Origin of the sequence: Mammaliicoccus sp. P-M59, assembly GCF_022386135.1 — a bacterium.
GTDB classification, from domain to species: domain Bacteria; phylum Bacillota; class Bacilli; order Staphylococcales; family Staphylococcaceae; genus Mammaliicoccus; species Mammaliicoccus sciuri_A.
This window is the reverse complement of the sequence record NZ_JAJNJJ010000001.1, coordinates 851595-877030: the sequence shown is the minus strand read 5'-3', so window position 1 is coordinate 877030 and position 25436 is coordinate 851595. Positions and strand designations below refer to the sequence as shown.

Genomic DNA, 25436 nt, shown 5'->3' with positions numbered 1-25436 from the left:
TATTGTGTTTTGAAATATCTATTTTTGCATATTATACATCATATATGATTATACAAGTAAAATTCAACAATTTAAATGAATTATGTGTACTACTTATCAAATATAGAATGTAAATTTGTTGTAAAATTTATGGAAATGGTGTAAATTATAGTGAAGAATGAGAGGTGAGACAAATGGCAAAAGTACTAGAAAAAGATTTAAATAGTATAAGTGAACAAATAGAGTTAAACAGAGAGAATTCGTATGACGTGATTAAGCCTCCAACCGTTAATGTTCTAGGTTTGCCATTTGCAAACCTGACGGCAAATGAAATGGTAGAACGCATTAAGTATTTTGTAAATCAGGAAACGAAAGACAATTTATTTATTGTAACAGCTAATCCTGAAATTGCACATTATGCTTATAGCAATAATCACTATCAACGACGTATTAAACATGCAGATTACATTGTACCAGATGGTATTGGTATTGTTAAAGCAGCTAAATATTTAAATACGCCATTGAAAGAACGTGTTCCGGGAATAGAGTTAATGGAAGAAATGTTGAATATTGCAAACGCAAGTAGTAAGAGAGTATTCTTATTAGGTTCTTCTAAAGAAGGCGTTAAAGCAACACGTAAAATTTTAGAAGAACAATATCCAAATATTACGTTTGATCATAAACATGGCTATAAACATGTATTAGATTATAAAGTAACTAAGAAAATCAAGAAATTTAATCCAGACTTTATTTTTGCGGCAATGGGTTTTCCTAAACAAGAAGATTGGATTTATTATAACCGTCATCACTTTGAGCATACAGTAATGATGGGTGTAGGCGGCTCATTTGATGTCATAAGCGGAAATGTTAAACGTGCACCAAAAATGTTTATTAAACTTAATTTAGAGTGGTTATATAGAATTATAACTGATTTAAAGCGTGTGAATAGAGCACTTAAAATTCCACTGTTTTTAAAAGAAGTTCAATTCCAAAAATCATGTACACCTAAAAAGAATAAATATGATTATATGAAGAATAGATAATATAGAAACATCTTAATGTTGAAATTTAACATTAAGGTGTTTTTTTATGAAGAATTTTATCTATTCAATTGTTAACTAAATGTTATGATAAAGGTAACAATAAAAGTAGGTGACATAGTAATGCAAGTACTGGAACTTATAAATCAACAATTAAATAAAAAAGAAGATAACATTGCCATGTATATTGATGAGATGCATTTATCTTATAACGATTTGTTGATAGAATCTGAAAAAATTGCCTCAATGTTAAAAGAATATCCAAAACATATCATGATTGGTATTTCGATGAAAAATCCACTTCAGTTTATAAAATGGTATATTGCAGCTTTAAAGTGTGAACTTATACCGTGCGTCCTAGATCCTTATATATCTGAAGAGAAAAAGTATGAATTAATAAGGTTATATCATATTCCGTTATTAGTAGATGACAGCAATAAGGTTACATATCGACAAATAGAAAATAATACCGCATTACCACAAGATATCTTACATATTGGATTTACTTCTGGGACGACAGGTATACCTAAAGCATATATGAGGAATCATCAATCTTGGATTCAATCATTTAAATATAATGAAGACTTATTCAATGGTCATACAGACATTATGATAGCACCTGGACCACATGCACATTCTTTAACACTATACGCTATGATTTATGCATTATGTACAGGTAGAACATTTATTGGCCAAAAGAAATTTAATACGCAAATACTAGATAAATTAATCAATATATTTAGTAAAAATCAAACGATGTTTATTGTGCCTACAATGCTATATAGTTTATTGAATCATAACGTTCATATAATGAATGTTTCGAGCATTTTTTCATCAGGTGCAAAATTATCTACACAAATATTTGAAAAATTTAAATATAAGTATCCTGATATTGATTTAATTGAATTCTTTGGAAGCTCTGAAGCGAGCTTTATTAGTTACAATATTAATGGACAAGCAGATTCAGAATCTGTAGGTAAACTATTTCCTTCTGTACAAGTTCAAATTAAAGACAAAGATGAAAATAATATAGGCAGGTTATATGTCAAAAGTGACATGACATTTAGTGGTTATTTGAATGAAGAATTCCACGATGAGTGGATTAAAATAGGCGATTGGGCATCAATTTCTGCAGACCAAGAGCTACGCTTATATGGACGAGAAAGTGACCGTTTAATTATTGGTGGTAAAAACGTATATCCAGAGATTATTGAGCAAAAATTATTAAATCTAGATATTGTTGATGAGGCAATTGTTATAAGTAAAAAACATAATAAATTTGGAGAAATAGCAATTTTATTATATAAAGGTAAAGATCATTTGCAATATATAAGCATGAAAGAGTATTTGTTAGCGTGTGGGTTAAGTCGTTATGAAATACCATCTCGAATGATACGAGTTAAACAGATGAAATATACTTCTAGTGGAAAGATAGCGAGATATAAGATGAAATCTATTTATGAGATAGGAGGAAAAGCATGGAACCAGTTATTGTAGCTGCAAAACGAACGCCATTCGGTAAATATGGCGGCATTTTTAAACAGTTAGAACCCGAATTACTCTTGAAACCTTTATATGAATATTTGTTATCTGATCATGCTGAGGCACTTGAACATTTAAGTGAGGTTGTTTTAGGAAACGTAGTAGGTAATGGAGGTAATATCGCAAGAAAGTCTTTGCTAGAAGCAGGTTTGCCGGTTGATATTCCTGGTGTCACAATAGATAGACAATGTGGTGCTGGATTAGAAGCGGTCACTTATGCTTGTAGAATGATCCAAGCAGGTGCTGGTGAAGTTTATATTGCTGGTGGTGTTGAAAGTACAAGTCGAGCACCATGGAAAATCAAAAGACCACAATCAGTTTATGACGCACCAGAATTTTTTGAGCGTGCTTCATTTGCGCCTGATGGAGAAGACCCTTCAATGATTGAAGCGGCTGAAAATGTTGCGCAAGTATATCAAATCTCTAGAGAAAGCCAGGACGAATTTGCATACAATAGCCATCAAAAGACAATAAAAGCTATGGAAAAAGGTTATTTATCAAATGAAATTTATCCGATTAAAGTAGGGAATGAATGGATCCAACATGATGAAGGTGTTAAACCTAAATTAACTTTAAAAACATTATCACGTTTAAAACCACTTATTAAAGATGGGACTGTAACAGTAGGTAATAGTTGCATGAAAAATGACGGTGGGGTATTACTTTTAATTATGAGTAAAGAAAAGGCGGCTGCTTTAGGTTATCGCGAAGGACTGGAATTTATCGATAGTTCTGTAAAAGGTGTAGATCCTAGATTACTAGGTATAGGTCCAGTACCTGCTGTTGAAAGTTTATTAAAGAAATCACATTTAACAATGAACGATATTGACGGTGTTGAATTTAATGAAGAATTTAGTTCTCAAGTACTTGCTTCAAAAGATATGTTAAATATTCCAGACGATAAATTTAATTTGTATGGTGGCGCCTTAGCTATTGGACATCCATATGGAGCGAGTGGTGCAAGCCTAGTTACGCGTTTATATCATATGAAAGAAATTGAGACATCGATAGCAACAATGGGAATAGGAGGCGGCATGGGACATGCAACATTATTTAGAAGATGGAATCGAAATAATTGACGTCATTTTCAACAAACAAGATGTTGAAGCATATAAAAAAATACTTCCTAAAAAAAAGAATAACTGCGCTGTGCCAGTATTGTATTTAGCAAGTATATGGCCGGAATTTTCAATGTTTGAGCGTTTTTTAGAAAAAGAGATTTACTTAAAAGAAACATCAGTTGAACAGTATAAAGCAATAGATGTTGATACAATTTATAGAGCAGAATTAAAAAATGAGAAAATAAAAAAAGTAAAGTCGTTTACGATTTACGAATTTAGTTTGACGATTACAAGTGGAGATAACATATACACTCGACTCAAGCAAACATTCGTTGGAAAGTGAGGTATAGTATGAAATTTGATATTAGTCTTGTTAACAAATATTTAACTATTATTCATGATTCAAATCCAATCCATCAAGAAATTGTACCCGGCCAACTTGTATGTGAATGGTTGTTAGAAGATGTTGAGTGGCAACATTATACTGTGAAATACAAAAATCCAATTTATATAGATGAAATATTAGAAAAAGTACTTCAAGATAATAGGATTAAATGTATCAATCCACAAGGGATGGTAAAGATTATTGTTGAAAAGCAATAAATTAAATGTAAGATTTATCCAACAAAAGTTTAGTTATAAAAATAATATATAATTATTTTACAATTAATTTAAAATCATGTAATCTTCATAAGTGACAAAAAATTAAGAGTTGGAGTACTTATGGATAGAAAACATGAAATTACATATGCTAGGGCAATATTTTGCTTAATTATAGTAGCAGTGCATATATTATCAAATTATTTGAGAGACGTAGAATTACAAGATCATAATCGCATGATTGTATTAACATTCCAAATATTAATTTTATTTGCAACGCCGTGTTTTATTATTTTGTCAGAATCACTGATTTCAATGGTTTATAAAGATAAATTACCGAAAAACTTTCTAGTCAAGCGCTTTAAATATATTATGATTCCTTACTTTTCAATTGGAACATTTTATGTGTATACAAAGTATAAAGTAGATGCAAATGAAGAAACATTCTGGCAGTTGTTTAAAGAAAATTTATTAATTGGGAATTGGTATGGTTGGTTTGTCATTGTCATATTCCAATTTTATATTTTACATTTAATGTTCCATAAAGCATTAAGTAAAGCTAATCCAGTTGTTATGCTGGTCATCAGCTTTGTAATCAGTCTCACACATTCATATCTAATGTACGATAATGACACGTATACGAATTGGTGGAATGAATTTTACCCGTTATTCCATAGAACGAATATTCTTTATTGGTTATTCTATTTTGTATTTGGGTTTTACTTAGGTAGATACTACAATGAAGTTCTATCGTTTATGGAGAAGAAGTATACGTGGTTAGTAGGAAGTTTAAGTGCGATGACACTTTTAGTTATTTATTCAATTCATCAAAATGATGTAACAGTCGTTCAATCTAACCGTTATGATATTTTAATATATTCAGCATTAGCGTTTATATTTATCTTGGTTATTTCTAAAAAGCTGTCTAACTTTAATATAAGCTTTTTATATTTTATAGGTGAAATATCATTCTTTATTTACTTAACACATAAAATTATGGTCTATTACATGGCAAAATATACATTTCATTTTATAGATCAATTCTTTATGTATAATATTGCAACGTATATCTTTGCTTTATCTTTAAGTGTAGGCTTAGCAGTTGTTCTGTCATTTATACCACTTTCTAGATTTATAATTGGTAGAAATTCTATTAACACAATGATAAAAGGGAATTATAGAGTAGAGTAAAAAAGCACGTCACCTTCATTGATAAAGGTGACGTGCTTTCTGTTATTTGAAATAAAAACGTGTAGCATCTAATTCGTCTTTAAAAGCTTTTTTATCTTTTGCTGACTTTTTATTGAACTCTTTTAAGAATGCTTGGTATTTTGGAAGTACATCTTCAGTAGAGCCAAATTCTTTTAATTTGCCGCCTTCAATCCAAGCTATTTTTGTACAAAAATCTTTAACTTGACCTATATTATGACTAACAAAGAAAATAGTCTTGCCAGCTTCTTTAAATTGATTCATTTTGTCTAAACTTTTTTTAGTAAATGTTTGGTCACCTACAGATAATGCTTCATCAATTACAAGAATATCTGGATCGACAGTTACATTGATTGCGAAACCTAATTTAGATTTCATACCGCTTGAATATTTCTTGACAGGTTGATATATAAATTCACCTAATTCAGAGAATTCGATAATTTGAGGTGTAAGTTCTTTAATTTGTTTTTTAGAGAAACCAAGTAATAACATCTTGTATTCGATATTATCTATACCGTTTAGTTGCGTGTTTAAACCAGAGTTAATTGCAATAACGTTAACATCACCGTGGCGTTCAATTATACCGTCTGTTGGTTGTAGTGAGCCGCCGATAATATTACTTAATGTTGATTTTCCTGATCCGTTAATACCCACTAAACCGATAATATCGCCTTCGTAAGCAGTAAATGATATATCATTAAGCGCTAAAAATCTTTGTGATTGATGCTTTGGTAAAAAAACATCTTTTAATCTCTCTTTGTTATTACGGAAAATTTTATATTCTTTTGTTAAATTATTAATGATAACTGATTCTTTCATATGTACTTCATTCCTTATAATTATTAACATTTCTATTATGCATTATTTTATGAGTTTAGTAAATTTATTGTAAATTCTGTTAGAATCATGTAAATTATATATGTTCTATAATTATGAGATTAACCTAAAGTTTAATATATCATCTATGCTCATTTGATGCTATATTAAAGATTAAGTTATAAATGTCTTAGCGAGAGAGTGATATTCATGCATGCTGTTTTTACAGTAATAAAAGAGCACGTCAAAAACTTTTATTTGATTCAAAGATTAGCACAATTCCAATTAAAAATTTCGAATCATGATAATTATTTAGGATTAGCGTGGGAACTTATTAATCCTATACTACAAATATTTGTATATTGGTTTGCATTTGGTTTTGGTATAAGGCAGAATGACCCAGTACATGGTGTACCGTTTATCTTATATTTATTAGTTGGTATTAGTATGTGGTTCTTTGTAAACCAAGGTATACTTGAAGGGACTAAATCAATAGGTACTAAGTTTAATCAAGTAGCAAAAATGAATTTCCCTTTATCTGCAATACCCGCATATATTTTAACAAGTAGATTTTATGGTCATATTATTTTAGTTTTAATTATTATTTTATTATGTATGCCTGCCGGTATTATACCTTCGATTTATATTTTGCAATTATTCATATACTTACCTTTAGTGTATTTATTTGCATTTTCTGTTTCGTTATTAACATCGACTTTAGGTGTCATTATTCGAGATACACAAATGGCAATGCAAGCTATTTTGAGAATGCTATTTTACATGTCACCAATTCTTTGGGTACCTGATAAAGGTTCGGTGATTGAAATGATTATGAAATTAAATCCAGTATTCTTCTTTGCAGAAGGGTACAGAGCAGCAATATTATATAATAATTGGTACTTCATAGAACATTGGCAATTATTACTTTATAATTTATGTGTAACAGTGTTATTCTTTGTCGTAGGTGCAATATTACATGTTAGATTTAGACAAAGATTTGCTGACTTTATTTAAAATGATTAATAAATGATAAGGCTGAGACGTTAATGATTGTCTCAGCCTTTATCTCAATATATAGCTGCTTTTGGTCAATTTTTACTTTAGTAAATTTTATATAAGGAAGTGTCATTGTGGTAAGAAGCATAATTAAACAAGTCTACCTTTCTATTATTTTTATATTTAATAAATTATTTAAAAGTAATGTGAAACGTAAAAATGTCGTGGTGTTTATGACATTTAAAGAAGATGTGTTACCTGTTATTGAAGCATTAAAGAAAGAAGAATACTATATTACGGTAATTGCGCATCCGAAGTGGATTGATTTTTTGAATGATATAGATGTAGATAAAGTGGTAAACTTAAGTAATAAATATGTCTTACAACAGATTAAAGCAATTAAAAGCAGTAAAATAATAATTATCGATACATATTATTTATTATTAGGCAGTATCAGCAAAACGCCAGAACAAAAAGTTATACAAACTTGGCATGCTGCTGGTGCTTTGAAGAAATTTGGTTTAGAAGATAAAAGTATTAATCTTGAGGATAAACAACAGATAAAAAATTACTTATCTGTTTATCATTTTACAGATTATTATCTAGTCAGTTCAGATATTATGAAAGATGTCTTTATTAAAAGTTTAGATGCCGAGCCCGATCAAATATTACCATTTGGCTTACCAAGGTTAGACCAATATAAAGATAAACATGAGTATCCTATTAAATCCAAAAAAATAGCTTTATATGTTCCTACTTATAGAGATTATACAAATGAAATTCATATGATAGATAAACAGAAATTTGAAAAAATGTGCCCTGAATACGAACTCGTGACTAAATTACATCCAAGCATTACTTCACATGATTCAGATTCGAGAGATATACAAGATCTAGTTGAAATGGCAGAAATCATCATTACAGATTACAGTTCATTAAGTATTGAAGCCGCACTTTTAAATAAAACGATTATTTTCTATAGTTATGATGAATCAAAGTATGATGAAATGAGAGGACTTAATCAATACTATTATGAAATGACGAAAGAGAACAAAGCTTATGATTTAGAAACACTTTATAAACTTGTGAATCTAAATAGAATTAATAATGAAATTAAACCTATGTGGCATCAATATACAAACTTCGATGCAACTGGGAAGTTAGTTGATTTTATAAACAAAGGAGCTTAACGATATGGAAGTAAGTGTCATCATCCCTATTTATAATGCAGAAAAAACAATAGAGCAAACCATTAAATCAATTAAAAGTCATTATGAGCATGAAATTATTTGTATTAATGATGGATCTAAAGATAATAGTGCAGATGTAATTAGCAAAATTAATAATCCTAATATTGTACTTGTGAATCGAGAAAATAAAGGTGCTGCGGCAACAAGAAATGAAGGTATTAGTATCGCAAAAGGTAAATATATTATGTTTTGTGATGCAGATGATAAATTAGGTGAAGGTATTATCGACAAGATGGTTGAAGCGATAAAAAGGAATGATACAGATATCGTGGTTGGTAAGGTTTCTCATTTAATTGGTGATCAGATTAGGCCGATTCAAACATACAATGATTTAAAAGCTGTAGATCATACAACATTAAACTTAACACCAGAAGTTACCCAATCAATAGGACCGTATGGTAAACTGTACAAACATGACGTATTAGAAAATATTAGATTCGATGAAGATATTACTTTTTGTGAAGAGCATACCTTTAATTTAAAAGCTTGGTCAAAGAGTCGTATTACAATATTAGATGATTCAGCGTACTTGTATAATATAGGTATTGAAGACTCAATAGTAGCGACAAGTTACAAAAATATTGAAAAATATTTAAATGATGCCATTGAAGTTAGAAAAAGAACTTTGGACATTTTAAGTGATTTAAAAGAAAAAGTGAGTAACTATTATAGTTATAGAATGGATTATCTTATTATTTACTTTTTAATTCGAAATAATTTTATGAAAGTAGATAACTTAAATCATGTTATAGATCCAGCAATTAACTATTTAAAAGTCGTTCAACCACTTCAAACGAATAGTGTGAAAGATTTAAAAGAACTCGTATTGACAATTGCTGCGACTTACAATTTTGAAAGATTTAAAGAAGTGGCAAGTAATTTAGATATGCAAATTGATAAAAAAACTTATCGTTCTTATAAACTCAAACTATTTAAACTTAAGACAAAAATGAATTTAAGAAATATCAGAAATAAAAGCAAGAAAATATCTCATTAAATTATAAAAAATAAAAAATACTAACTGCCTTAAATGGTTGTTAGTATTTTTTTTATTTATTTTCATATATTAATTTCTAGTATTGAATCAATATATCCGTTTATTAATTAAATATACATAAACTTTACAATAGTTAATTGTTTGATATAATTTACAATTGCATATCAAATTAAATTAAAATGGAGTTAAAATATGGATAAAAATATAATTGATATTGAAAGAAAGTTTAGGCCAGAAATTGAAGGCCTAAGGATTGTTGCAGCTTTATTAGTCGCTATATACCATATTTGGTTTGGTAAAGTATCTGGTGGGGTAGATGTTTTCTTTGTTGTATCAGGATTTCTGATTACAACATCAATCATATCTACAATCAATAAAACAGGGGAATTTAAGTTTTGGCCATACATATCTAAATTAATGAAGCGTTTATTTCCGCTTGCATTTATTATTATATTAGTGATTCTCATATTAAGTATATTTTTCTTACCATCAACCATTTTTGATAAAACAATGAAAGAAGTCATTTCATCAATGTTCTATTATCAAAATTGGCAGTTGGCAATTAGTAATACAGATTATTTAGATGCACACCAAATGAAAAGTCCACTTGAACATTATTGGGCAATGTCCATTCAAGGACAATTCTATATCATTTGGTTCTTATTATTTACATTTATATTATTCATAATAAAAAAATATAAATTAGTAAATGGAAAGAGAATAGTAAATTACTTACTCGGTTTTATATTTATTGTATCCTTTGCATACTCAGTATATTTAACAGCAGTTAATCAACCTTTAGCATACTTTATTACATTTACGAGAGTCTGGGAATTTGCGTTAGGTGGTTTACTTTGTATTAACTTAAGCAAAATTAAAATCAATAATTTAACAGCAGAAATTATTGGATGGATTGGTCTTATTGGTTTAATTTTAACGGGGGCTTTATTTGATGTATCAACAATGTTTCCAGGTTATATTGCTTTATGGCCTATGACTTGTGCATTAATGATTATTTTATCAGGTAATAAAGATACTAAATACGGTGTTAAGAACTTCTTATCTATGCCGATTATGATTAAACTAGGTGGAGTATCATTCGGGATATACTTATGGCACTGGGTATTGCTATCATTCTACAAATACAATATTTCAGAAACACCTGGTATTATTTCAGGGATACTTATCATTGTATTATCAATTGCTCTGTCATTTATTACGACTAAATATATTGAAACACCTATAAGAAGTGCAAATTTAAATAAAGTCGCATTTAAGAGAATAGGTATTATTGCATTTGCTAATATCATATTAATCGCTAGTTTAGTCTCTCATAATGCATATGTGAAAATATCTGACGATAAAACACTAGCATCGAAAGATTATCCAGGAGCACTAGCCGCAACATCAAAACAAAAATTAAAGAAAATGATCCTAAGCCTGAATTTGCCAATGTATTTGATGATTTACCACAATCACACTTAGATGATTCAAATCAAGGATTAAAAAAATCAGATTTAAAGATTGGTATTTATGGTAAGAAAAAAGACTACAAAGCAACAATTGCTTTAGTAGGTAGTTCACATTCTGAACATTGGTTAGGAGCAGTTATTGAAGCGGCAAAAGAGCATGATTACAGAGTGATTAATATCACAAGATCTGGAACAAGATTCTCTACAGGTTATGATGATAATTCATTAAAAGGGCAATGGGTTAAAAATGTCGAAAACTATTTAAAGAAATCTGATGATATTGATCTAGTGTTATCACATGTTACAGCAGCTGACTCAAATAGCGATAAGATTCAACAACAAATGGTAGATGAATTATTAAAAGTTAAAAATGATTATAATATTGATGTAATGGCGATAAGAGATATTCCTAGATATGATTTTAATGTTTCAGAAGAACTAGAAAAATCTGGTGAAAAAGAGACAATTAAACTTATGAATAAAGGAAATAACCAACAAGATACTTCATATTGGAAAAAACTATCAGAAACAAGCAAAGAATTACCAAAATTCGATCCATCAGAATACTTTAAAGTGAATGGCAATTATAGACCGATTATAGGTAATATTGTTGTGTATCGTGATATGGACCATATGACAAACACTTATTCAAAATCTTTCGGACCTATTTTAGGTAAAGAAATTAAATCTATCGTAAAAAAATAGAGAGCGGACAAAGTAGGCAACAAAAAGCATGGGACCAATCGTCCCATGCTTTTGAATATTAAAGTATAAATTATTGAATATAGTGACTGGGGAACTTTATAAATGGGATTTGTATTTCCTGTATTTTAGGGTGTATACCTAAAATTGTAATAAATGGTATTATTAAACTGGTTTATATGTTTTATAGAGGTGATATAAGTCAAATATAGTTGAAAATGGGGAATTAGGACTATGAAAAAAGATTTTTTAAACTGGATGACTTTAATAATTAATATTTTTTTGATTATAGGTCTTATTAGCATTAGTATATCGATGTTTTTTAAAGGTTTAAATTATGTTTATATTGTTTGCACGATATTAATTCTTATACTTCCATTTTGGGGAATTTATGATGTTTTAAAAAAAGATTATAAGAATAAAAAAAATAGAGATTAAAGATGGTATTTTTTTAGCGCTGACTCCTGCGGGAACAGCATGATTCGAAGACTACAGGCTGAGAACATGCCCGCGGAAAGCATGCGCATAAAAAATGCCGGCAAAGTCTAAGACTTTGTCGGCACTCTGAGAGAGCGGACAATGTCCACTCTCTATTTTTATAATTTTTGTTTGAGTATATCTTTAAAGATGTGCTTTAAAATTTTTTCAGTGTCACCATGATAATGGTCATTCAATTTATTGCTAGCAATAGAAACAATAAATTCGTTGTTAGAATATGTTACAAAATCATTTTGATAAAATATGCCTCTGTATCTTTGGTGATTAGGGTAACTATAAAATCCATATCTATAAGGGCTAGGATATAAATTTGTAGAGGCTTGTGATAGTAAATTATCAGTTGATGATTTAGAAAGTAATTTATTTGATTTAAATTGACTTACTAATTTAGCCATATCATCTGTTGAAATATAGATATTACCAGCGCCATCGTATTTATCCAAAGTGGATGGATAGAAATATATAGGTTGATTATTTTTAAATTTATAGCCTTTTACCATAAACTCTTGTTGAGTAATTGCGTCATAACGAGCAGTATATTTTAAATGAGCTTTATTAATGATAAGTTCATTTAAGTTTTGTGCGTATGATTTTTTTGTGGCATTTTCTATGACTTTAGCAATTGTGATGTAGTTTGCATCATTATAAAAATAATTATGATAATTTTGGGGTACAACACCATTTAATTTAATACTTTCTATAGCACCATTTAAGCCCATTGCACTAGTTGGGAATTTTGCTTTAGCTAAGCCACTTCTATGCAGCATTAAATCTTTAATGGTAATAGGATATACATTTTGAAAGTTTGGTATGTATTTATTAACATTGTCATTAATATTGATTTTCCCTTGATCTTCTAACGATTTCAACATTAAACCTGTTATAAATTTGTTAGCTGACCCTAGTAGGTACATTGATTTGCGATCATTATTTATATTGTTTTCAATATCCCTGAAACCATATGCTTTACTCATTACTGGTTGATTATGTTTATAAATGGTTATATTACCATTAAAAGATTTTGATTTTAAATACTTATCAATTTTTCTTTCCTCTGAAAAATTCATTTTAGATGTTTGCTTATTTTCTTTATGTTTTTTATAAATATGGGTTTGTGATTGCTCTTTTTTATATTGGCGAGCTTGGTAAACATCTTTTAATAAGATGATAAGGCATATAGCGATGATGCATAATATAAGTTTATTTAATTTCTTCATGTTCTTCTCCTGATGTTTTTACATTATATTACCATGAATGCTATTTTTTTACATTTGATATTGTAAAAAAGAACACATTGATGTGTTCTAGTCATTACCGTATAATTCTTTTTTGATTTGAGTTGTTGAAATACCTTCTGTTCTCTTAAGATAAATCACTTCACAATGGTCTTTTAAGAAGTCGAATTCGCCTTCCCAATCATGTCCCATTAAGAATGTATCAACATTAAATTTTTCTACATCTTCTGTTTTTTGTTCCCAATTATTCTCTGGAATAACTAAGTCAACATATCTAATAGACTCTAGCATCATTTTTCTTTGTTCATAATTGTAATATGATTTTTTATTTTTCAACTTATTGAATTCGTCTGTTGATAAAGCAACAATTAGATAATCTCCATGCTGTTTAGCTCTTCTTAAAAGCTCAATATGACCGTAATGTAGTAAATCATATGTTCCATAAGTAATTACTCTACGCATTATTTCACCCCATTATTTGATATCTTTAATATTAATATATATATGTATTATTGTAAATAGTTTGCAAAGTTTGTAAATTTATTTTGAAGGTATTTTAATAGGAAATGTATATATTGAAATAAATAAATTTATTATACAAGTCGCCAAATAGTCATCAGTTTAAATTTATAAATATGTAGTGTATTATAATAGAATATGTTAATTTAATGTAAATTATGAATTAGAGGAGTATCTATGGAAGAAAAACTATTTTTAATGACTGAAAATTCATTTAAAAGTACGATAGAATATTTTAATAATAAAGAAGATGTCAATTCTACAGATAAAGAGAAATTACTTTATTATTTCAACAAAGTTTTCAATCCTCTATTTCCTTATAAATTTGACTTTATACTAAAAAATAGAAATGGTTTGTCAATTTTGTTAAGAAAGATTAACTACAGCACTCCTAAAAAAAGTGTTTTTAAATATTTAGAAGGTAAAGCTATGAAACGAGGAGATTATAAATATAGTTATATGCTATCACAGTTTCGTAAATCTTTATCCATTTTACGCTCTAAAAATTATGTTTTAGATTTTAATCCAAGTAAGGTAGACAAGACTATTGTTTATGAATCATTTAATGGTAGGGCATTTTCGGACTCTCCAAAGATGCTTTATTTTTACTTAAAAGACGCACTACCTAATTATAAACATATTGTAGTAACGGATAATCATGATTTAGATGAAAATCTTAGATTATTAAATATAGAAACAGTTAAAAAAAATACTAAACAATATTTCAAAGTATATCATAAAGCCAAGGTATGGATTGCTAATACGAGATTATCGCCCCAACTTGAGAAAAAAGAAAATCAACTTTTTATTCAAACATGGCACGGTACGCCCTTAAAGAAATTGGCTAATGATCAAACGGTTATTTCTATTCCCGAAATTACGCTTGAAGAGTATCTTTATGGCTTTAATAAAGAAACGAGTAGGTGGGATTTCCTAATATCTCCGAGTGAAACTGCTACTAAACGATTTAAATCTGCTTTTAATCTGAAAGAAGAACAGATTTTAACTTTAGGATATCCAAGAAATGATGATTTAGTTCAGTTAAATAATGAAGATTATATTAATCAACTCAAACAAAAATATGAAATTCCTTCTCATAAAAAAGTCATATTGTATGCACCGACATGGAGAGATAATGATCGTACAGATATAGGTAATTACAATTTTAAATTGAAGATTGATTTAGATTCGTTTAGTAAAGAACTATCCGATGAATATGTATTGCTCATAAGAGCACATTATTTAGTATCAGAACATTTGAATTTAGAAAATTATTCAAATGTGTATGACTTATCTAATGCTAATGATATCAACGAATTATTCTTAATGAGTGATGTATTAATCACAGATTATTCGTCTGTTTATTTCGATTATGCGAATCTAAGTAGACCAATCTTATTTTTTGCATATGATAAAGATGAATATGCTAACGATATTAGAGGATTTTATTTACCGTATGAATCAGATTTACCAGGACCCGTATTTGAAACAAGTGAAGCATTAATTGAGTATATTAAATCAATGCAATATGTAGATATTCCACATTCTGATAATTATAGAAAATTCAATAATAAATATAATCAACTTGATGATGGAGGAGCAACTGAAAGAGTAAGTGAAAAGATTATCGGCACTCTAGATAAAGAAAAGGAGTTTCAATAAATATGAAAATATTAAATATTTATCAAGAACGCGATTTACTAGTCTTTGAGTTTGATCAAACATTGGATAATATTAAAAATGTTTATATAAAAAATGAATTTGATGAAATAATCATTCCACAAACCAATATCAAAAATCAATTTAAAATTAATTTGAATGACGTTTTAGAAAAATTTTCACAGTATGATAGAGAAACAATCTTTATTTTACTAGAAAGATCTGATGGTATTACGCAATCCATTCAAAAAATAAACATAAAAAAATATGAATATAATATACAAAACTTTGAAACAGTTATTCATGATGAAGCGACTATTACCCCGTATATTACTAAAAACGGAATTATACAATTCACATTAAAACCAGAATTACCAGTGTCTACTTATTTTGCAAGAAGACATATAGATAAAATTATCATAAATAATAAACAAGCATTTTTAAAAGGGAAGTTCTCAATTCAAAATTCAACACTTGAATATGCTCATATAAGAATCACTTCAAGGTTAAGTGAGCATGTTATTGAGATACCATTAGATCCAGTTGTATTTAATGTGTATAAGTCACTAAATTCTACAAGTTATGATTTTGAAATTGATATTTTTAATGAACTTAAGCAGTATTTAGAAAATGACTTTGATTCTGAAGATATTATTGATATCTACTTAAATATTAAAGTAAATGAATTTAAAAATGTAATAGATGTAAAATTGGGTAACCCAAGAATTATGGTAGAAAGATTTGCTAAAGGTGAAGTATCAATTGATCTTGGGCAAACTGTAAAAACGGCTATACCATATTTCACGATAAAAGGTAGAAACCTATCATTTAGAATTAATGAATATGCAAAAGAAGATTATGAAGCATACAAAAAATTAATGCACGACTATCCAACATTAATCAAAAACAATTTGAACAAAAATAAAGTTTGGGTGATTGGTGAAAAATCATATAAAGCCCAAGATAATGGCTATCATTTCTTTAAATATATGAGAACTGAGCATCCAAATGAAGAAGTATATTATGTTATTGATAAAAATTCTGAAGAACGAAAAAACGTAGAACCATATGGAAATGTCATTGATTTTAAATCAAAAAAACATTTCGAAGTTATGATTAAAGCAGATATTATTTGCAGTACGCATCATACAGAATTATTGTTCCCAAGTCATGAAGCAAGTTATGTGAAAAAAATTAGAGCTAAACGCGTCTTCTTACAACATGGTGTATTAGGTGCTAAAAACTTAACACAGATAAATGGTAAACAACTGAAAGACTTTAATGTTGATATGTTTATCACAAGCTCTAATCGAGAAAAACAAATCGTTAATAGAGATTTATTATTTGATTCATATCAAGCAAAAGTTACAGGTCTCTCAAGATTTGATGAATTATTTAAGGAAAACGTAGAAGTTAAAAATCAAATCTTAATTATACCTACATGGCGTGATTGGATAACAAATATTAATAGTCTTTTAGAATCTGATTATCTACAAAATTATAATAGCTTATTGAATAGACCAGAATGGAAAACAATTGCTCAAACAAAAAATGTAGATATCATATTCTGTTTACATCCTAATATGCAGGCATTTGTTGAATATTTTGATATACCTGATTACATTAAAGTCATTAGACAAGGTGAAGTAGATGTTCAATTACTTATTAAAGAAAGTAAATTGATGATTACAGACTATTCAAGTGTTGCGTTTGACTTTAGTTTCTTAGAAAAACCAGTTATTTACTATCAATTTGATAGAGATAGATTTATCGGTAAATTACCATCGCATTTAGATCTTGATAAAGAACTACCTGGTAAAATTGTTGATAATGTTGAAGCAGTTATAGAAGCGGCTAACCATTATGTTAATAATGGCTTCAAGAATGAACAACAAATTATCAATAAAGCTAATAACTTTGTAGCATATAAAGATACAAACAATTCACAGCGTATATATGAAGAAGCTAAATCATTTAAACGTAGAAATATCATAAAGGATACTTTAAAATATGATATTCTTTCACAACATGTGTTTAAACGATTTAGAAGACATAAAAAATACTTTGATATTATGTCCTATATGAATAAATTCCTTGTAAGATTTGGGAAAATAGATGAAAAACTAATTGTGATAGAAAGTAATTTAGGTAAACAAGTAACGGATAGTCCTAAAATGATTTACGATCAAATTAAAGCGCTCGATAAAGGTTATAAGATCGTATGGGTATCCAATAAAATATATCCATTTGATGATGAAAATGTAATAACAGTGAAACGTTTAAGTCCAAGTTATTATAAATATTTATCAATTGCTAAATACTGGATTAATAATCAGAACTTCCCTCATTATATTGAGAAGAAGAAAAATACAACATATATTCAAACATGGCATGGTACGCCACTGAAGAAAATGTTAAATGATGTCGATGATTTTAAAGGTAGAGATGAAGGGTATATAGACAGAATTAATCGTTCAGTGTCACGATGGGACTATTTAGTTTCACCAAGTCCATATGCATCGAGTTGCTTTAAATCTGCATTTAACTTTAATAAAGAAATATTAGAAGTAGGTTATCCACGTAATGATATCTTCTATGAAAATGAAAGTGATATTGAAGAAAAACAACATATTATCAAACGTAAACTTTCAATTCCTAAAGATAAAAAAGTGATATTATATGCACCAACATTTAGAGATGACGAAGTATCATCTGCGAAAAAACATTTAATTAATTTAAAATTAGATCTACATCAAATGAAAGAAAAACTTGGAGACGAGTACGTACTACTATTAAGACCGCATATCATTATTAGTAATAATATTATTATCGACAAATCATTAGAAGGCTTTATTTATAATGTTGCGAGTTATGAAGATATTAGTGACTTATATTTAATTAGTGATATCTGTATTACAGACTACTCATCTGTAATGTTTGATTATGCTAATACACGAAAACCATTACTCTTCTTCACATATGATTTAGAACATTATAAAGATAATTTAAGAGGATTCTATATGAACTTCGAAGACGAAGCACCAGGTCCATTGTTGAAAGACAATGAAAGCTTAATAGATGCTATACTAAATATAGAAACGGTTAATGAATCATATAAAGATAAATATGATAAATTCTATGAGAAATTCTGTTCATTTGAAAAAGGAACAGCAGCGAAACAAATTGTCGATAAATTATTTTAAATAAAAAAAGCAGAACTGACGATGTATTTTCTGGCAGTTCTGCTTTTTATTATTTATTCGTTAATTTTAACGAAAGGTTTCCATTTATAGTAGGGTAGAAGACACCTTTTTTATCCGTTAAACTGATTTTCTTATCATACCCAAATTTAATATTTAAATGCTTAAATCCATCATATACAATGATACAGTTATATATTGCTGCTGGTTTATTATTGATTTCAGTTTTAGGTATTGAGATGGTTAAGAGGTTATCTTGGACATCTATATTCTCAATAACGATATCATCTTTGTAATCTTTTCGAGACATAAGAGACAAGTTACGTATTTCTTCAATATCTATACCATCTATTCCAATTTGTATTTTGATGGATTTGTCTACTTCAGCTATGTTTAATAATGTTGCCTGTTGAAATGGTATTGTAAATCTTTCAGTGACATCAGTTAATATTGTTTGTTTTGGTTGCTTTTGAATAATTTTAGGTTGTTTTTTAAGCCACGTAAAGAAACTGATAAATGACTCAAAATCATTATTTTGAATAAACGTAATTGCGTCTGTATATTCTTGACTGATTGTTTGAATGATATCTGACTTTATATATGATTGGTTGAAAAGCTCATTCAGTTGTTTAAAATACCGAACTTGTTGTTGTTTATCACTATTTAGGAATACATGACTATTACAACTTTTCAATAAATCATACTCTAAATATCGATTTAACAATCGAATGTTTTTAGTGTTTGATTCTTGTTTTAGTAAATGTTGAATAATTTCTAAATCTGAATCACGTTTTTCATAGAAATCTATACCCGTTGTAAGAGATTCATTAGATGTTGTTCTGTCAATAATTGAACAATTATCTGTAACCGTAGAAACATCTTTAATATAAGGACTCAAGTTAGTGAAAAACATTTTATCTTCCCCGTAATGTAAGTTTTCCGGGAACTTTATATTGTGTTTTTTAATATGACTTAGTTTAATAAATTTTGATGGTGGACCAAAGTGATTATATATATATGGGATGTCATTGATGTTATAATTATAACGATTATCGTTACTCATAAATCTAGCATGTACAGTTAAAGAATGGTCATTTTGACGTAACGTTCTACCAACAATCATGTCTGATTTAAGAAGTTTATCGTCATTAGCAATTCTTGCTAATATATCTGTTGCTAAATAATCATCTGCATCTAGAAAATAAATATATTGACCTGTTGCTTCTTCAATACCGATATTACGAGGTTTTGAAGGACCACCTGAATTTTCGTCTAATATGATAAATTTGATGTTTTTAGCTTCATAGTTTTTAATTAAGGTTTGAGTATTATCCGTAGAATGATCATCTACTATGATGATTTCGTAATTTCTTGCATCTAGAGATTGGTTTAATATTGAATCAATCGCACGTTCTACTTTAGCTTCATTATTATACGTTGTGACAATAATTGAAAAAAGCTTTTTACTTTTGAATAACATAAATTAACTCCATTCATTTAAAAAATCAAATTGTATAAACAATGTGGCAAATTTGTCTCACATTGTTTGTATAATGTAATATGAATAAATAAAGAAGTCAATTTATTGTATAACTTAAAATATATGGGGTGTAAAATGATTAAAATTATAAATATTCATGACGAGCATAATTTAGAAAATTATATAATTACAGAATGTCATGAAGAAAATCATATTATTTTAATAGATAAAAATACGCGAGTTAGGGAAGATGTATTGAACAATTTAGAATTGGATAACCAATCTTATATTGTTGATTATACTAACAATGGTTATTATACAAACGATAGTAGATATATGGGAAAGGCATTTATTACAGTTGCTGATTGGTTTAATAATATAACGCTTCAACCAAATATCATTTTTAAGAAAGATGAGCTATTATGGCTAATTTCTAATTATCAGTGGGAAACGATATTTGATATTACATTAAATGCAATTTTCCACTTAGATGAAATTAAAATTGATGCTCACGTTATTTTTGATTATGTTCAACAAAGTAAACTAAGTGCAAGCTGTTTATCAGCATTTAAAAATGAAAGTCTAAGTCATGAAGAGAAATTTTATTTAAATAAAACAGCACTTTTAAATGGCATTTCACCATTGTTTAAAGCGAGAGAAACACAAATTCCTTCAATCGCCAGAACGATTGATAAAGTGATGGCAAAATCACAATTTCAATTACCGAAGATTGCTTATCAAAAATTAAGTCATACGGCACAACAAAAACAAATGAAAGCAATTAACATATATGACAAAGATGAGACGAAAATTAAGCCACATATTGTATTTTTAGGTTTCGATTATGGTTACAGAGGTAATTCAAAATATTTATTTGAATATTTAATAAAGCAACATCCTAAATATACGGTTTACTTTATTACGGACGAAGAAAAAGGTGATCACTTTGTTTCTCCTTCTCATTCTGATACGAAACAAATTATAGAGGAAGCTAACGTAGTGATACTTGAAAGTTACTTGCCAGATCAACTTAAACCTAATGGTACAATCATTCAGTTATGGCATGGTACACCTTTAAAACGACTATTCTTAGATAGCAAAGAACCTAAACAAAATATTGATATTTATAATTATCGAGCACGTAAATATAATAAATTAATTAAACAAGATTATTTTATAACGGATGTAGAATCTATAAACGATGTATTTAAATCCGCATTTCCAATGGAAAAAACTGAACTTGTTGCATGTGGCTATCCTAGAAACCAATATTTATTAGAGAAGCACTCAATTTCTAATGAAATAAATCAAATCAAACAACAGTTAAATTTAAATACTGAAAAAGAAACAATTCTGTATACGCCGACATGGAGAGATAATCAAGAAGAAGAGTTTTTATTAGAATTTACAGATGAGATGAAAGCGAAATATAACATCATTTATAAATATCACGAAGAAGATCATGCTAATAAACAGCATAATTATATCGATACAAGACAGTTTGAAACACAACAATTACTACTTGTTTCAGACATTGTAATTAGTGATTACTCTTCAATTGTATTTGATGCATTAACAATTGATAAAAAAGTGTATTTATATACACCAGATTTTAATAATTATGATTACAATCGTGGTTTATATAAAGAAGTTTATGAAACTATCAATGATAATCAATATTTTGAAAAGTCATTATTGTTTAATGCAATTATGAATAATGATTATCATACGATTAGTGATCAATTTATCAACAAAAATAATCAGTCATACGAAACTATCACGCAATTGATAGAACAAGCTATGGACTGAAAAGGGGGATTTATATGAAATCTTTTACATTTTTAGTTCACAATATTTATCATATGGGTGGGACGACAAAATCGATTTCTAATCTGGCAAATAAATTAAGTGAAAAAGGTCACGCTGTAAAAATATTGTCAGTATTTAAAGCGAGTGATGAACCTTATTTTAAGTTGCATGAAAATATAGAAATTCAACCCATTATTGAATATAACAAAACCATCAAAGGGTTGGAAAATATATTTGTAAATAGAATCAATAAGTATACACCTTTTTTGAGTCCTAAAATTATTCATCCGTCTGAACCTGGACTTCATCAATTTTCAAGTCATATTGAGCAACAAATTGTTAAAGCCATTCAGAATGTGAATACAGATATTATTGTAGGTACACGAGCAAGTTATAATATACTTGTTAGCAAATATGCTAGTCAGTCGGTATTTAAAATTGGTATGGAACATATGTATCTACATGCACATGATGAGCAATATCAAAAAGATATACTTAAAAGTTATGAACAACTAGATTTAGTGACGACATTAACTAAAGAGGATCAACAAGATTATCAACAAGGTTTAACACACACTCAAGTGATTATTGTTCCAAATATACTAAATGAAATTCAATATGATGTAGAGAAACATAATACAATTGTTGCTGCAGGTCGATTTGAGCGTGAAAAAGGTTTTGATTTGTTACTGGATAGTATCAATTTAATTCAAGACACAATGCGAAAATACCAATTTCAATTAGAATTATATGGAGATGGACAAGAAAAAGAACAATACCACCAATTGATCAATCAATATAAAATTCAAGATATTGTGAAACTTAAGCCTACTACTAATGCGTTATCACAAGTATTAGCTGAAAGTAAGATTACGGCTGTTCCATCTAGAGTTGAAGGTTTTGGACTTGTTATATTGGAGGCCATGTATCAACGAAATGTAGTTATCAGTTATAAGGGCTGTTATGGTCCAGAATTTTTAATTGAAAATCAAAAAAATGGTTATTTAGTAGACTACCAAGATGCTAAACAATATGGAGCACAACTTGCGTATGTTATTGAAAATTATCATCATCATGATGTTCAAAATGTCATTCAAAAAGGTCTAGAAAGAAGTAATGATTTCGACGGAGATGTCATTTATGAGCAATTTATAAATGATTTAAACAAACACTTTAAATAAGAAACAATCTGAATCCCTAACAAGCCAATTGTTAGGGATTTTTTAATAGAGTGTTAAGATATTGTAAATATTAATTAATTGTCTTTATAATAAATATCCTTATATATATACTTACAACTGTATAATACTTAAAGGAGATTTTTATATGCAGACAAATCCTATTAATCTAGACAAAAAATTTAGACCTGAAATTGAGGGGCTAAGAGTTATTGCAGCATTATTAGTTGCAATATATCATATTTGGTTTGGGAAAGTGTCTGGGGGCGTCGATGTATTTTTCGTTGTTTCAGGATTCTTAATTACCACATCCATTATTTCTAAATACAATAAAACAGGTTCATTTAAATTTATACCTTACATAACAGGATTAATTAAACGATTATTTCCTTCTGTTATAACTGTTTTACTCGTAACAGTTATCTTAAGCTTTTTCTTATTGCCAGAATCAATACTAGGTAAAACGATAAAAGAAATCTTTGCTTCTTTATTTTATTATCAAAACTGGCAACTCGCTTTATCGAGTACAGATTATTTAAATAAAGATCAAATGAAGACGCCAGTTGAACATTTTTGGGCAATGTCGATTCAAGGACAATTCTATATTATATGGTTTGTCATCTTTAGTTTGATTTTTATGTTATATAAAAAATACACTAACCTTAAAGTTATTAATGTCATAAATCTTTGTTTAGGTACATTATTTATCGTTTCATTGTCCTATTCTATTTATTTAACGCACGTCAATCAACCTTGGGCATATTTCCATACATTTACAAGAGTTTGGGAATTCTCACTCGGCGGATTATTAGCAATCAACCTTAATAAAATTAAAATTAATCGTCTAGTAGCAAGTTTAATTGGATGGTTAGGTTTAATTGGCTTAATCTTAACGGGGATTATTTTTAATGTATCAACAATGTTTCCCGGGTATATTGCTTTATGGCCTATGTTATGTGCCGTATTTATACTCGTTTCCGGTAACTATGAAACTAAATATGGTGTTAAGAAATTCTTAGGCTCATCTATAATGGTGAAGATTGGCGGATTGTCATTTGGCTTATATTTATGGCATTGGGTGATTTTATCATTTTATCAGTACCATAATAATGAACGACCTGGAATTGTATTAGGTATTTGTATGATTTTACTATCATGGTTATTATCATATTTCATGACACGTTATATTGAAAAGCCAATTAGATCAGCATCTTCTGATAAAATTGCATTCAAAAAATTAGGAATTGGATTAGCGATACAGTTATTGGCAATCGCATCTTTATATTTCGTTATCTTTAATAATCCTTTTGAAAAAGAAAAAGTAGCATTGAGTGAAAATTATCCCGGAGCAATGGCTGCAGAAAAGCATGTGAAAGTTAAAGAAGGTGTAGAAGCAATTCCAGAGTTTTCAAAAATTAGAAACGAATCACCAGATTCTACAAGGGACAAAGTTCATCAAAAAATAGGTGAATCAAAAGTTCTAGTTGGAGAGTACGGTAAAAAAGAAAACTATGATAAGACAATCGCTTTAGTAGGGAGCTCTCACGCACAACATTGGTTAGGTGCACTTCAAAAAGCAGCTGAAGAAGGAAATTATAGAGTATTAAGCATGACGAAAAGTGGCTGTGTATTAACAACGAAAGACAGTGACCGAGATTGTACAGAGTGGAATAAAAATTTAATTAAAGAACTTGATAAACAAGACGTCGATTTAGTTGTAACAACTGCAGATTCAAGTACAGATGTAAATGGACAAATAGATCCATTACAATTAAAACAATATCAAAACATTACAAATACAAAAACACCAATTATGGCTATAAGAGATAATCCGAGATATGAGTTTAATGTCCCAGAAACATTAGATAAATTTGGAGAACAAGAGACGATTAAGAAGATGAATGCTAAACAACGTTTGCCAAAAGTATCTAAATGGGATCAACTTGAACAAAAGCCAGAACAAACAAAATATGTAGATTATACATCGTATTTCAAAGAAGATGGAAAGTTTGCACCTGTAATAGGTAACGTCATTGTATATATGGACAAAGGACATATATCAAATAGTTACTCTAAAACGTTTGGTCCTAAAATAAAGAAAGATATCGAACAATACTTTAAAGAACTTAATCATTAATCTATAAAGCCCCTCAATCATATGAATTTATATGAGCGAGGGGCTATTTTTAACACG

The 25436-nt window shown here is 28.6% G+C and carries 20 protein-coding genes; 16 read left to right on the top strand and 4 right to left on the bottom strand.

Annotated elements, in window-relative coordinates; genetic code table 11:
• The first annotated feature begins 173 nt into the window (after window positions 1-173).
• The 6 genes from LQ617_RS04215 to LQ617_RS04190 all read left to right on the top strand — a co-directional run bounded on the left by LQ617_RS04215 (window position 174) and on the right by LQ617_RS04190 (window position 5413).
• Window positions 174-1022 carry a WecB/TagA/CpsF family glycosyltransferase gene (locus LQ617_RS04215; RefSeq protein WP_025905458.1) on the top strand — a complete coding sequence of 283 codons (849 nt, stop codon included), beginning with the start codon at window positions 174-176 and terminating at the stop codon, window positions 1020-1022.
• Between the two features lie 84 nt (window positions 1023-1106).
• Window positions 1107-2516 carry an AMP-binding protein gene (locus tag LQ617_RS04210; protein ID WP_239739639.1) on the top strand — a complete coding sequence of 470 codons (1410 nt, stop codon included), beginning with the start codon at window positions 1107-1109 and terminating at the stop codon, window positions 2514-2516.
• Window positions 2498-3640 (top strand): thiolase family protein, encoded by a 1143-nt coding sequence (locus LQ617_RS04205; protein WP_239739637.1) that lies wholly within the window; start codon window positions 2498-2500, stop codon window positions 3638-3640. Before LQ617_RS04210 ends, LQ617_RS04205 begins: the two co-directional genes overlap by 19 nt.
• Window positions 3603-3965: a hypothetical protein gene (locus tag LQ617_RS04200; RefSeq protein WP_239739635.1), complete on the top strand. Its 363-nt coding sequence runs from the start codon at window positions 3603-3605 to the stop codon at window positions 3963-3965. The genes LQ617_RS04205 and LQ617_RS04200 overlap by 38 nt, the downstream gene beginning before the upstream one ends.
• A gap of 8 nt (window positions 3966-3973) precedes the next feature.
• Window positions 3974-4225 carry a hypothetical protein gene (locus LQ617_RS04195; protein WP_126477798.1) on the top strand — a complete coding sequence of 84 codons (252 nt, stop codon included), beginning with the start codon at window positions 3974-3976 and terminating at the stop codon, window positions 4223-4225.
• 120 nt (window positions 4226-4345) lie between these two features.
• Complete coding sequence (locus LQ617_RS04190; RefSeq protein ID WP_239739633.1) at window positions 4346-5413, top strand: acyltransferase family protein; 1068 nt, start codon at window positions 4346-4348, stop codon at window positions 5411-5413.
• Window positions 5414-5455: 42 nt separating this feature from the next.
• Here LQ617_RS04190 and tagH read toward each other — a convergent pair whose 3' ends face one another.
• Complete coding sequence (gene tagH / locus LQ617_RS04185; RefSeq protein WP_037588932.1) at window positions 5456-6250, bottom strand: teichoic acids export ABC transporter ATP-binding subunit TagH; 795 nt, start codon at window positions 6248-6250, stop codon at window positions 5456-5458.
• A gap of 207 nt (window positions 6251-6457) precedes the next feature.
• Between tagH and LQ617_RS04180 the strand changes: the two genes are divergently transcribed.
• From LQ617_RS04180 to LQ617_RS04160, 5 genes are all read left to right on the top strand, one after another.
• Entirely contained in the window at window positions 6458-7261 is an 804-nt protein-coding gene (locus LQ617_RS04180; protein WP_037588933.1) for an ABC transporter permease, read from the top strand.
• Window positions 7262-7377: 116 nt separating this feature from the next.
• Window positions 7378-8433 carry a CDP-glycerol glycerophosphotransferase family protein gene (locus tag LQ617_RS04175; protein WP_037588934.1) on the top strand — a complete coding sequence of 352 codons (1056 nt, stop codon included), beginning with the start codon at window positions 7378-7380 and terminating at the stop codon, window positions 8431-8433.
• A gap of 4 nt (window positions 8434-8437) precedes the next feature.
• The gene (locus LQ617_RS04170; RefSeq protein ID WP_037588936.1) at window positions 8438-9490 is read left to right on the top strand and encodes a glycosyltransferase family 2 protein; all 1053 of its coding nucleotides are present in this window, start codon (window positions 8438-8440) and stop codon (window positions 9488-9490) included.
• Window positions 9491-9682: 192 nt separating this feature from the next.
• Window positions 9683-10975: an acyltransferase family protein gene (locus LQ617_RS04165; RefSeq protein WP_239739631.1), complete on the top strand. Its 1293-nt coding sequence runs from the start codon at window positions 9683-9685 to the stop codon at window positions 10973-10975.
• A complete protein-coding gene (locus LQ617_RS04160) occupies window positions 10864-11667 on the top strand; it encodes an SGNH hydrolase domain-containing protein (RefSeq protein ID WP_345773041.1) in 804 nt (267 codons plus the stop codon). Before LQ617_RS04165 ends, LQ617_RS04160 begins: the two co-directional genes overlap by 112 nt.
• A gap of 593 nt (window positions 11668-12260) precedes the next feature.
• Here the strand turns inward: LQ617_RS04160 and LQ617_RS04155 are convergent.
• Both LQ617_RS04155 and tagD read right to left on the bottom strand, forming a co-directional pair.
• Window positions 12261-13379 carry a serine hydrolase domain-containing protein gene (locus LQ617_RS04155; protein ID WP_239739629.1) on the bottom strand — a complete coding sequence of 373 codons (1119 nt, stop codon included), beginning with the start codon at window positions 13377-13379 and terminating at the stop codon, window positions 12261-12263.
• A gap of 87 nt (window positions 13380-13466) precedes the next feature.
• A complete protein-coding gene (gene tagD, locus LQ617_RS04150; RefSeq protein WP_037588940.1) occupies window positions 13467-13859 on the bottom strand; it encodes a glycerol-3-phosphate cytidylyltransferase in 393 nt (130 codons plus the stop codon).
• A gap of 234 nt (window positions 13860-14093) precedes the next feature.
• On the opposite strand from tagD, the gene LQ617_RS04145 reads away from it, so the two are divergent.
• Entirely contained in the window at window positions 14094-15578 is a 1485-nt protein-coding gene (locus LQ617_RS04145) for a CDP-glycerol glycerophosphotransferase family protein (RefSeq protein WP_239739626.1), read from the top strand.
• Window positions 15579-15580: 2 nt separating this feature from the next.
• The gene (locus tag LQ617_RS04140; protein WP_239739624.1) at window positions 15581-18778 is read left to right on the top strand and encodes a CDP-glycerol glycerophosphotransferase family protein; all 3198 of its coding nucleotides are present in this window, start codon (window positions 15581-15583) and stop codon (window positions 18776-18778) included.
• A 49-nt stretch (window positions 18779-18827) separates the two neighbouring features.
• Here the strand turns inward: LQ617_RS04140 and LQ617_RS04135 are convergent, their stop codons facing one another.
• Window positions 18828-20255: a glycosyltransferase family 2 protein gene (locus LQ617_RS04135; RefSeq protein ID WP_239739622.1), complete on the bottom strand. Its 1428-nt coding sequence runs from the start codon at window positions 20253-20255 to the stop codon at window positions 18828-18830.
• A gap of 135 nt (window positions 20256-20390) precedes the next feature.
• Between LQ617_RS04135 and LQ617_RS04130 the strand changes: the two genes are divergently transcribed.
• From LQ617_RS04130 to LQ617_RS04120, 3 genes are all read left to right on the top strand, one after another.
• Window positions 20391-22064, top strand: a complete 1674-nt coding sequence (locus tag LQ617_RS04130; protein ID WP_239739620.1) for a CDP-glycerol glycerophosphotransferase family protein — start codon at window positions 20391-20393, stop codon at window positions 22062-22064.
• A 14-nt stretch (window positions 22065-22078) separates the two neighbouring features.
• Complete coding sequence (locus tag LQ617_RS04125; protein WP_239739619.1) at window positions 22079-23245, top strand: glycosyltransferase; 1167 nt, start codon at window positions 22079-22081, stop codon at window positions 23243-23245.
• 145 nt (window positions 23246-23390) lie between these two features.
• The gene (locus tag LQ617_RS04120; RefSeq protein ID WP_037588945.1) at window positions 23391-25379 is read left to right on the top strand and encodes an acyltransferase family protein; all 1989 of its coding nucleotides are present in this window, start codon (window positions 23391-23393) and stop codon (window positions 25377-25379) included.
• Window positions 25380-25436 lie beyond the last annotated feature (57 nt).